This is a genomic window from uncultured Thermus sp. (assembly GCF_938010445.1).
GTDB lineage: Bacteria > Deinococcota > Deinococci > Deinococcales > Thermaceae > Thermus > Thermus altitudinis.
The window spans coordinates 1-9,781 of the sequence record NZ_CALLUR010000037.1 but is presented as its reverse complement, the minus strand read 5'-3'; the positions used below and the strand labels follow the sequence as shown (position 1 = coordinate 9,781).

12 protein-coding genes and 1 pseudogene are annotated in these 9,781 nt (G+C 65.8%); 4 read left to right on the top strand and 9 right to left on the bottom strand.

What is annotated here, in order from left to right; all coding sequences use genetic code 11:
• Window positions 1-260 precede the first annotated feature (260 nt).
• Both Q0693_RS02035 and Q0693_RS02030 read right to left on the bottom strand, forming a co-directional pair.
• Window positions 261-1,256 (bottom strand): iron ABC transporter substrate-binding protein, encoded by a 996-nt coding sequence (locus Q0693_RS02035; RefSeq protein ID WP_298628785.1) that lies wholly within the window; start codon window positions 1,254-1,256, stop codon window positions 261-263.
• Between the two features lie 84 nt (window positions 1,257-1,340).
• Entirely contained in the window at window positions 1,341-2,120 is a 780-nt protein-coding gene (locus tag Q0693_RS02030; protein ID WP_298628783.1) for a metalloenzyme, read from the bottom strand.
• A gap of 120 nt (window positions 2,121-2,240) precedes the next feature.
• Between Q0693_RS02030 and Q0693_RS02025 the strand changes: the two genes are divergently transcribed.
• On the top strand, window positions 2,241-2,669 hold the full coding sequence (locus Q0693_RS02025) for an OsmC family protein (RefSeq protein WP_243030895.1): 429 nt from the start codon (window positions 2,241-2,243) through the stop codon (window positions 2,667-2,669).
• Here the strand turns inward: Q0693_RS02025 and Q0693_RS02020 are convergent.
• Genes Q0693_RS02020 through Q0693_RS02010 form a run of 3 tightly spaced genes read right to left on the bottom strand, consistent with a single transcriptional unit; the run spans window position 2,666 to window position 4,730 of the window.
• Complete coding sequence (locus tag Q0693_RS02020; protein WP_298628780.1) at window positions 2,666-3,421, bottom strand: C4-type zinc ribbon domain-containing protein; 756 nt, start codon at window positions 3,419-3,421, stop codon at window positions 2,666-2,668. The two genes, Q0693_RS02025 and Q0693_RS02020, sit on opposite strands and share 4 nt — an antisense overlap.
• Window positions 3,409-4,041 (bottom strand): MBL fold metallo-hydrolase, encoded by a 633-nt coding sequence (locus Q0693_RS02015; protein WP_298628779.1) that lies wholly within the window; start codon window positions 4,039-4,041, stop codon window positions 3,409-3,411. Before Q0693_RS02015 ends, Q0693_RS02020 begins: the two co-directional genes overlap by 13 nt.
• A complete protein-coding gene (locus tag Q0693_RS02010) occupies window positions 4,038-4,730 on the bottom strand; it encodes a rhodanese-like domain-containing protein (protein ID WP_298628777.1) in 693 nt (230 codons plus the stop codon). Before Q0693_RS02010 ends, Q0693_RS02015 begins: the two co-directional genes overlap by 4 nt.
• 98 nt (window positions 4,731-4,828) lie before the next feature.
• On the opposite strand from Q0693_RS02010, the gene Q0693_RS02005 reads away from it, so the two are divergent.
• Window positions 4,829-5,293: an Hsp20/alpha crystallin family protein gene (locus tag Q0693_RS02005; RefSeq protein ID WP_298628775.1), complete on the top strand. Its 465-nt coding sequence runs from the start codon at window positions 4,829-4,831 to the stop codon at window positions 5,291-5,293.
• Window positions 5,294-5,332: 39 nt separating this feature from the next.
• On the opposite strand, the gene Q0693_RS02000 is transcribed toward Q0693_RS02005, so the two are convergent.
• From Q0693_RS02000 to Q0693_RS01985, 4 genes are read right to left on the bottom strand one after another with little or no spacing between them, the layout of a single operon-like run.
• Window positions 5,333-6,403: an aminotransferase class I/II-fold pyridoxal phosphate-dependent enzyme gene (locus Q0693_RS02000; RefSeq protein ID WP_298628773.1), complete on the bottom strand. Its 1,071-nt coding sequence runs from the start codon at window positions 6,401-6,403 to the stop codon at window positions 5,333-5,335.
• Between the two features lie 9 nt (window positions 6,404-6,412).
• A complete protein-coding gene (lgt, locus tag Q0693_RS01995; protein WP_298628787.1) occupies window positions 6,413-7,234 on the bottom strand; it encodes a prolipoprotein diacylglyceryl transferase in 822 nt (273 codons plus the stop codon).
• 8 nt (window positions 7,235-7,242) lie between these two features.
• Window positions 7,243-7,497: a glutaredoxin family protein gene (locus Q0693_RS01990; protein WP_243030877.1), complete on the bottom strand. Its 255-nt coding sequence runs from the start codon at window positions 7,495-7,497 to the stop codon at window positions 7,243-7,245.
• A gap of 3 nt (window positions 7,498-7,500) precedes the next feature.
• Window positions 7,501-7,983 (bottom strand): DUF456 family protein, encoded by a 483-nt coding sequence (locus tag Q0693_RS01985; protein ID WP_243030876.1) that lies wholly within the window; start codon window positions 7,981-7,983, stop codon window positions 7,501-7,503.
• Window positions 7,984-8,070: 87 nt separating this feature from the next.
• Between Q0693_RS01985 and Q0693_RS01980 the strand changes: the two genes are divergently transcribed.
• Both Q0693_RS01980 and Q0693_RS01975 read left to right on the top strand, forming a co-directional pair.
• Window positions 8,071-9,129 (top strand): 3-hydroxyacyl-CoA dehydrogenase NAD-binding domain-containing protein, encoded by a 1,059-nt coding sequence (locus Q0693_RS01980; RefSeq protein ID WP_298628770.1) that lies wholly within the window; start codon window positions 8,071-8,073, stop codon window positions 9,127-9,129.
• Window positions 9,126-9,781: pseudogene (locus tag Q0693_RS01975) on the top strand (4-hydroxybutyrate CoA-transferase); the annotation flags it as partial. The gene Q0693_RS01980 and the pseudogene Q0693_RS01975, both read left to right, overlap by 4 nt.

Here is a 9,781-nt window from a genome sequence, read left to right as displayed (position 1 = left end):
GGCCTCCAGGGCCCTCAGGACCAGGTAAAGGAGGGGAAGGGCCACCCCGCCCCCCGTGAGGAGGGCAGGCACCAGGAAGGGCAGAAGCCCGGGAAGCTGATGGAGCCTTCTGGCACCGGTCATGGGTCAGGTTTTGTGGATGCCCCCGTTCTACTAGGGGCAGGTTGGCAGGGCCTTGTGCCCTCTTTGGTCATGCTTTGTCCCTCCAAGAGGAGCCTTTCCGGGGTCCCCGCCCTGGCCTGGGCCAGGGCGGGGTGGTATTAGAGGATGCCCAGCTCCCGGAGGAGCCTCAGGGCTTGGTCCAGGGGAAGCTTTTCAAAGTCCAGCTTCGGGCTTTTCTTCAGCGCTTCTTCCAAGGGCAGGAGATTGGCGTCGGCCACCACCCCCTTCACCAGGGGGTATTCCCCCACGGTCCCCGCAAAATACTGCTGCCCCTTGGGGGAGAGGAGGTAGGTGAGGAAGCGGTTGGCGGCCACCAGGTTCCTGGAGGTCTTCAGGATGCCTGCCCCCGTGACCAGGGCCAGGTTGCCCACATCCCCTTCCTTGAAGTAGTGAAGGCCCAGGTTGTACCCCGCCCGGCGGAAGCGCACCACGTAGTAGTGGTTGGTGGAGCCAAGGTCGATCTCCCCGGCGCGGATGGCGTCCAGCATGGCCGAGTTGGAGGCATAGCCCTTGGGGTTAAGGGCTTTCATGGCGGAAAGCCATTCCCGGGTTTTGGCCTCCCCATGCAGGGCGATCATCCCCGCCACCATGTCCTGGAAGCTGGAATAGGTGGGGGTCCAGCCCATCCTACCCGCCAGGCCCTTGTCCTGGGCGAAGCGGGGGAGGTCTAGGATGCTTCCCGGAAGCTCTTCCGGCTTGAACTTCTGCGGGTTGTAGGCCAAGACCCTAAGGCGCAGGGTCACCGGTACCCAGGCTTTGGACTCGGGCACGAAGGCCAAGGGCTGCTTCAGGAGGGTGTCTCCCAAGGGCCGTAGGAGCCCTTTGCTGGCCGCCTGGCCCAAAGCCCCTGCGGTGTTGGCCCAGAAGATATCGGCCGGCGACCGGCTTCCCTCCTCCTGCAGGGCCGCCAGGATCTGGGCGTCGGTGCCGTAGCGCACCTGGACCCGGATACCGGTCTCCGCTTGGAACTGCTTCACCAAGGGTTCCACCAGGCCCTGCCCCCGCCCGGAATAGAGGGTCAGGGTCGTCTCTTGAGCGGAAGCCAGCCCTAGGACCAGAATGCCCACCAAGGTAACGAGCCTTCTACGCTGCATCTTGCCTCCTTCCTACCTCCCCAGGGTTCCCCGGGGCGAGGGCGCCCTCTGCCTGGGGACTCTACCAGAAAGGGGGGGACAAAGTCAAGTATTCCGGTCGGATTTTGTAAGTTTAGAAGTGATAATCACTTGCAACCAAGGGAAAAAGCCCGCCAGATCCTTCGGCCAGAAGGGGGTTTTCTGCCCCGTATACACCAAGGGCACAGGGTTTCGGGTGTGCCGGGGGTGCCAGGGCTCCTCGGCATTGCCGTGGTCGGAGGTGAGGAGGAGGGTGCCCCCTTCCTCCAAGAAGCCCTTCAGGAAAAGGGAAAGCTCCAGGAAGCGTTCGGGTAGCGCCTCTGGGAAACGGTGGGCGAAGAGGTCCAGGGCCCAGTATTCCAGGACCACCAGGTCAAAGCCCCGGGCCAGGGAAGCCGCCTGGGCTCCAGCTCCAAAGGGATCTTCCCAAAACCCAGGGGAAAGGGCCTCGGGGTGGCCCAGGGGCAAAAGGGGCAGGCCCGCCAGGAGGGCCCCTTGGGCGAAGGCGGAGAGGAGAAGCCTCCTTCCCGCGGCGGCCCGCTCTAGGTATTCCGGGCGGTAAGCGTTGGCGTGGAGGATGCGTAGGCCTGTTTCCTTCGCCCAGGCGTACAGGCTTTTCTGGAGAAGGGGCCTGAGCCTGGGGCTGGGAAAAGGCCCCTGGTGGTGGCCGAGAAGGCGGGGGGCATTGACCCCAGTAAGGAGGGTGGTCTGGCCCGTGCCCGACTGGGGCAGGCCCTCCACCCCCAAGGTGGCGTCCAAGGCCAGGGGGGAAAGCTCTAGGAGGAAGGGGAAAAGGTCCTCCAGGGCCTCACCTAGGCCGAGGCCGTCCACGAAGAGGAAGAGCACGCCTTTAGTGTGCTTCCGTTTAGGCCCCTCCGTCAAACCGCAAGGGATAGGGGTAGAAGGTGCCTTGCCTCACCCGGCGGTTGTGCGGGTTAGGGGTATCCTGGAACCGGAGGTAAAGCCATGCCGGTAAGAAAGGCCAATGCGATATGGGAAGGCGGTTTGCGTAACGGTCAGGGTCTAATGAAGCTGCAAAGCCAGGCTTTTGAGGGACCCTATTCCTTCCCCTCCAGGTTTGAGGAGGGGCCGGGGACCAACCCCGAGGAGCTCATCGCCGCCGCCCATGCGGGCTGCTTCTCCATGGCCTTGGCGGCCTCCTTGGAGCGGGAGGGATTCACCCCCAAGCGGGTTTCCACGGAGGCCCGGGTGCACCTGGAGATGGTGGAGGGAAAGGCCACCATCACCCGCATTGACCTGGTTACCGAGGCGGAGGTGCCGGGGATAACCCCGGATAGGTTCCAGGAGATCGCCCAGGCGGCCAAGGAGGGCTGCCCGGTTTCCCGGGCCCTGGGGGCGGTGAAGGAGATCACCCTCGAGGCCCGCCTGGTCTAGCCCTCCCCTTTCCACAGGAGCCGGCCACAGGAGGGGCAGCGCACCAGCTGCCCCTGCACCACCTTCTGGGCCACGTGGGTGGGCAGGACCACGTTGCACCCTTCGCAGCGGAAGACCTGGCCTTGGCGGAGCATGCGGGCGATGCCGGTGCCCTTGCGGGCCCGGCGGATGGCCTCGTACTCCTTCAGGACGGGGGCGGGGATGGCCTGGGCCATGAGGGAACGTTCCTCTAGCCTGAGGGCGATTTCCGCCCTTAGGGCCTCCACCCGCACCCGGTTGGCCTCCAAGAGTTCTTCCAGGCGGGGCCTTAGGGCGGCGAGCTCGGCTTCCACCTCCTGGATCTCGCCTTCCAGGTTCTCCATGGCCTCCATGATGGGGGTGGAAAGCTCCAGGAGCTCTTTGATGCGGTCCTTGATCTGCTGGATGCGGTTCTCGTACTGGGTCTGCTCGCGGGCGCTTTGGGCCTGGCGTTGCTCGGCCTCTGCCTGCTTCTCCTTGGCGGTGAGGTCCTCAATGTCCAGGCTGTGGCGGTTGTACTCCTTGCGGAGCTCTGCCTGGCGCTCCAGGAGGTCGGCGAGCCGGCTTTCCAGGGCCTCCACCTGGGTCTTCACCGCAACCAGGTCCTGGGGGAGGGTCTCCGCCTCCTTTTGCAATCGGTCTATCTCCAGGTCCTTTTCCTGCAGGTCATAAAGGGCCTTAAGCGCCTCAAGCCGTCCCCTGTGGGGAGCATCCGCCCCGTTCACGTTTCCCATTCTAACCCCAGGAGGAAGGGGTTGGTCTGGGCCTCGAGGGCCAGGGTGGTGGGGGGCCCGTGCCCCGGGTAGACCTCCGTCTTGGGGGGCAGGGTGAGGAGGCGCTTTAGGGAGCGGAAAAGCTCCTCCCGGTTTGCCCCCGGAAGGTCGTAGCGGCCGATGCTTCCCCGGAAGAGGAGGTCCCCGGAGAAGACCCTAGGGGGCTCGGAGCCTTCCCAGTGGAGGAAGGCCACGTGCCCGGGGCTATGGCCGGGAAGGTGCCAGACCTTAAGGCCAAAAAGGGACAGGCCCTCGGCCAAGGGTTCCACGGGTAGGGGAGGCTTGGGGATGGAGAGGCCAAAGAGGGCCGCCATCTCCTGGGCCTTTTGGTAAAGGGGAAGGTCCAGGGGGTGGAGGAAGACGGGGAGGGACAGGGCCTCCACCAAGGGGGCCACGGCCCCCAGGTGGTCAAAGTGGGCGTGGGTAAGGAGGATGGCCTGGGGCGTTAACCCCGTGGACTCCAGGAGGGCTAGGATCCTCTCCGCTTCGTCCCCGGGGTCCAGGAGCACGGCACCCTCCTCCCCCGCCACCAGGTAGGCGTTGGCCTCCAGGGGGCCCAGGCTTAGCCGGTACACCCTCATGGTTCGGTGGGAAGCCCCTCCTGGAGCCACTCGTGCATGGAGCCCAGGTAGTTCCGGGCCCTGACCCCCAGGCTCCTCAGCACGAAGAAGGCCACGGCGCTCCGGGCCCCGGAGTGGCAGTAAAGCCCCACCTCCTGCCCCGGCTCCAGGCCGAGCCGCCCTAGCACCTTGTCCGGCTCCAGAAAAAGCTCCAGGGGAGCGTTTCGGCTTCCGGGGATGCGCCCTCCCCGGGGGCAGCAAGGAGGGTGGACCTTGCCCTGGTATTCCTCAGGGCTACGCACGTCCAAGAGGAGAGGGTGGCTGGCCGCCTCCTGGGCGGTGAGGAGCCAGTCCCGCCGGAGGCGGGCTATGGTATCCGAGCGCTGGGGTTTGGGCTCTTCCCGCTCGCTGGCGTGGGCTTCCCAGCCCTCGGTCCAAAGCTCCACCTCCAGCCCCCCAAGCCCCAGGAAGAAGGCGGTGCGGCAAAGGCGGCTGGTGAGGCCCTCGTCGTAGAGGACCACGGGGCTTTTGAGCCCCAGTTCCTGGAAAAGCTCGGTGAGGCCGGCTTCCAGGGCTTTCAGCTCCGCCTCTTCCCGCAGGCGAAGCCTGGGGGCGGAAAGGTCCAGGTGCCGGGCACCCGGTAGGTGCCCGGCCTCGTAGGCGGCCCGGGGACGGGTATCCACCAGGACGGCTCCAGAGGGGATCTCCATGCCCCTGATTATAGGGGGCGCATGGGTAGGCGCTAGAGGATAAGGATACTTGACAAACTAAGGCGCAAGTGATATAAGTGAAGCGGGAGGTGATAGGTATGGCCCTGGTTCGCAGGGATGCACGGCCCATGGAGATCACCCCCTTCCGCACCTGGGGTCCTCTCTCCCTCCTGGAGGAGGCCAACCGGCTCTTTGAGGAGGTCTTGGGGGACTTTGCCCGCCCCGTGGCCACCTACGTGGCGCCCGCGGACCTCTACGAGACCGACGAGGCCTTGGTCCTGGAGATGGCGGTGCCGGGCCTGGCCCCGGAGGACCTGGAGGTGAGCCTCGAGGGCAGCAAGCTCACCATCAGGGGCCAGGTGAAGCCCGCGGAGGAAGCCAAGGTGCGCCGTTACTACCTGCAGGAGATCCCCCATGGCTCCTTCGTGCGCACCTTCACCCTTCCCGTGGAGGTGGACGCCTCCCAGGCCAAGGCGGAGTTCCGCCACGGGATCCTGCATCTCACCCTGCCCAAGGTGGCCGAGGCCCGGGCTAAGCGGATCCCCATTGAGGTGGTCCAGTAAGCCCGAGCCCCCTTGCCCCCCGGGGAACCCCTGGGGGGCTTAGGCTTTTCTGAGGGCTTCGGCAAGGCGTTTTAGGGCCTCGTCCAGGACCTCGGGGTAGGTGGCGAAGTTGAGGCGCACGTAGCGATCGTATCCTTCCCCGAAGTTTTCCCCGGGATTCAGGGCCACCCGGGCCTCCTTGAGGAAGAAGGAGGCCGCCTGGGGAATGGGGGTTTTGAACCAGGCCAGGTAGGTGCCCTCCGGGGGAATGTGGCCAAGGCCCACCTCCTTGGCCCAGGCCGCCACCCGGTCGCGGTTCGCCCTAAGCCGGGCCAGGGTCTCCCCAAGCCAGGCCTCCCCTTCCCTCAGGGCCGCCTTCCAGGCGGCCATGGCCAGCACGTTGGGGAAGGTGTGGGGCAGGTGGCGCCTCAAGGCCTCCACCAGGGGCTTAGGCCCCACCGCCGCCCCAATGGGCAGTCCGGCCAGGTTGTAAGCCTTCCCCGGTCCCAACAGGGTAAGGGTGCGCTCGGGGAGGAAGCGGGCCAGGGGCACGTGGCCCCTCTCGTAGGTGAGGGGGGCGTGGAGCTCGTCGGAGACCACAATGAGGTCGTGCTTGCGGGCGATGGCGGCCAAAGCGGCAAGCTCCTCCTCCCCAAAGACCCTTCCCGTGGGGTTTTGCGGATGGCAGAAGAGGAGGAGCCGGCTGGCGTAGGCCAGGCGCTCCAGGCCCTCGAGGTCCAGCCGGTACCCCTCCTCGGTTTCCCGCAAAGGATTGGCCAGAACTGTGCGTTTTTGCTGGCGGATGGCGGCCAGAAACGGGGGGTATATGGGGACCTGGGTCAGGACCCCCTGGCCAGGGGCGGTGAAGGCGGCTACCGCCCCGTAGAGCCCCACCACCACCCCGGGCATGAAGGCCAGTTCCCCTTCCAAGCCCGCTTTTTCCAGGATGAGGGCCTTAAGCTCGAGGTCCCCATCCCGGGGGGGGTAACCCAAAAAACCCTCGGCCCTTTCCCGTATGGCCCTGCGGATGGGCTCGGCCACGGGGAAGTCCATGTCCGCTACCCAAAGGGGCAGGACGTCCTCAGGGTAGGTGCCCCACTTGAGGGAGTCCTTGCGGGGGGGAAGCACCATGGGCTTATCTTACCGGCCCAGCCGCCGAAGCATGTACCAGGAAAGGAGGATGAGGGGCACGCTCACCACCTGGGTGGCGGTGAAGAGGCCGATGCCCAGTTGGTCGTTCTGGTAGACGGGAAGCCACAAGGGGTTTAAGCGGAAGGGTTCCTCCAAAACCGAGCGGAGCACGCTGTACCAAAGGATAAAGTTCCAAAAGGCGTACCCGTAGAAGGGCTTCTGGCGAAGCCAGTAGTAGGAAAGGGGCAGGAGGATGAGGCCCACCAGGGCCCCGTAGATCTGGGCCAGGTGCACGGGTCCCCGGAGGAGCTCGTCGCACCGATAGACCTGGGAGATATCCTCAATGCCGGGGCAGATTCCGGGGAACCCCTTGGCCCACTCCGGCCAGGTGAAGCCGATGGGCAAGGAGGTGAGGCGGCCCACGGTGTCGGAGCCATTCATTAGGTTCCCGATCCTCCCGGCGATGATGCCTAAGGCCACCCCCGGGGTGGCGGCGTCCAGGTAGGGCCAGAGGGGGTAGCCCTGGCGCTTATGAAAGTAGAGGAAGACCAGGGCCCCGCCCAGTATGGCCCCGTGGAAGGAAAGCCCCCCGTGCCAGATGTACAAAACCTCCACCGGGTTCTGCAGAAAGTAGCCGGGGGAGGTGAGGACATAGCCCAGCCTGGCCCCCACCACTCCCCACACCACCGCCCAGAAGGCCACCGCCTCAAACCTCTCCGCATCCAACCCCCAGGCCCTAAGCCTGCGCTTGGCCAGTTCAAAGCCGATGAAGATGGCCAGGGTAAGGAGAAAGCCATACCACTGGATGCGCAAGGGGCCGATCTGGATCATGGTGGGGTTCATGCCTCACCCCCTCTTTGGAGCCTTGCCACCAGCTCCATCAGCGACCTCTCGTCAAAGATGCCTTCCAAAAGCACCCTATCCCCCAGAAGAAGCACGGGTACCCGGAAGGTGTAATGGCGGAAGAGCTCGGGGTCTTGGTCCACATCCCGGCGCACATAGGGTATTCCCAAAGTCCAAAGGGCCCTTTCCGCCTTTTCGCATAGGCCACATCCTTCCCGGGTGACGAGGACCAGGTCCATGGGGAAAAGCATACCCTAGCCTTGAAAGATGGTCCGGATCACCAGGACTCCCATGGCCACGTGCACCAGCACCTTGGCCACCACGCCCCCCATGAGGCCCACCAGGGTGCCCCAGGCCGCCTTTAGGGCCTCCTCGGCCCTCCTTCCCGAAAGGTACTCAAAGAGCCAGGCCAGAAGGAAGGGCAAGACCAGCACGCCCAAAACACCCAGGAAAAGGCCCAGAATGCCCCCCAAAAACGCCCCCCAAAGCCCTGCCCGTCCGGCTCCGTACCTCCTGGCTCCCAGGAGGGTGGCCAGGTTGTCCAGGCTCATGGCCAGGAGGGCCAGAACCCCTAGGGCCAGCCACAGGCCCAAGGAAAGTTCCCGGAAGCCCACCAGGGCCTCGTGGAGGAGGGCGGCGGCCAGGATCAAAAGGGTGGCGGGGACAAAGGGCACCAGGGTTAGGAGCACCCCCGCTCCCCAAAGGGCCACGAAGAGCCAATCCGCGAAGGCATCCACAAAACAAGCCTAGGATGGGATTCCATGAGAAGGAAAAGGGACATCCGCCCTCCGCTTCCCCTTTAAGCTCAAGGCGAGGAGGCGGGTATGGAGTTTGGCCTACCCAAGGAACAGGGCGTGGTCAAGACCCAACCCCCCTTCGGGGAGGTGCGGGAGGGCCGGGTGGCCCTCACTCCCCAAGGGGTACGGGAGCTGGTGGGCCGGGACCACCGGGTCTATGTGGAGCGGGGGGCCGGGGAGCGGGCCGGGTTTGCCGACGCCCTATATGAGGAGGCCGGAGCCCGGCTGGTGAGCCGGGAGGAGGCCTTTGGCCGGGGGGAGGTGGTCTTGAAGGTGGGAAGGCCCACCCTCGAGGAGGTCGCCCTCCTCCGCCCTGGGGCCACGGTCATGGCCTTCCTGCACCTGGCGGTGGCGGAGTCCGCCTTGGTGGAGGCCATGGCGGAAAAGGGCCTAACGGCCATTGGGTACGAACTCATCGGGGCGGAGGGAAGGCGCCCCGTGCTCAAGGCCATGAGCGAGATCGCCGGCCGCCTGGCCCCCCAGATTGCGGGGAGGCTTTTGGAGGCCCCCTTCGGCCCCGGGGTGCTCCTTTCCGGGTTGCCCGGGATTCCCCCTGCGGATGTGGTCATCCTGGGGGCAGGGGTTTTGGGGAGGGCGGCGGCCCGGGCCTTCTTGGGGGTGGGGGCCTCGGTCTACCTCTTGGACAAGGAGCTTTCGGCCCTGGAGGAAGCCTCCAAGGAGGCCAAAGGGGCGGTCACCGCCCTCATCACCCAGACCCGCTTGGAGCGGTACGTGGCCTTCGCCGATGTCCTGGTGGGGGCGGTGGCGGTGCCGGGGGAAAGGGCCCCCCTCCTCCTAAGCCGGGCCCTGCTTTCCCGCATGCGCCCGGGGGCCGTGCTCCTGGACTTCGCCATTGACCAGGGGGGGATTGCGGAAACCAGCCGGGTGGGGGTGTACCAGGAGATGGGCATCACCCACTTCTGCCTCCCCAACGTTCCCGCCCTGGTGCCCCGTACCAGCAGCCACGCCCTCACCGCCACCCTTTTGCCCTTTCTCCTAGAGGTGGAGGAGGATCCCTTGAAGGTGCCAGAGCTCCGGCAGGGGGCCTACCTCCTCCTGGGCCAGAAAGGAGGGCACCTGGAATGAGCTACCGCAAGAAGCTGACCTCTCCGGAGGATGCCGTAACCCTCATCCGGTCGGGCATGCGGGTCTTCGTTTCCGGAAACGCCGCCACCCCTACCCCCATCCTGAAGGCCTTGGCCGCCCGTAAGGACGAGCTGGAGAACGTGGAGCTGGTGCACCTCCTGCAGATGGGGGAGGACCCTTTCGCCCCTCCCGAGATGGAAGGCCATTTCCGCCGCCGCTCCCTTTTTGTGGGGCCCGCCGACCGGGAGGCGGTGAACCAGGGCCGGGCCGACTACGTGCCCGTCATGCTCCACCAGGTGCCTTGGCTTTTCAAGAGGCGCATCCTGCCCCTGGATGCCGCCATCGTCCAGGTATCCCCTCCCGACGAGCATGGCTTCTGCTCCTTGGGGGTGGAGGTGATCGCCACCAAGGCGGCCCTCGAGGCCGCCCCCCTGGTGATCGCCATGGTGAACCCTCGCATGCCCAGAACCCTGGGGGATACCTTCGTCCACGTTTCCCGCTTCACCGCCATCGTGGAGCTGGACTGGCCCTTGCCCGAGCTAAAACGGGAGGGGTTTGGCGAGGTGGAGCGGAGGATCGGGGAGCACGTGGCCAGCCTCATAGAGGACGGGGCCACCTTGCAGATGGGCATCGGGGCCATCCCCGATGCCGT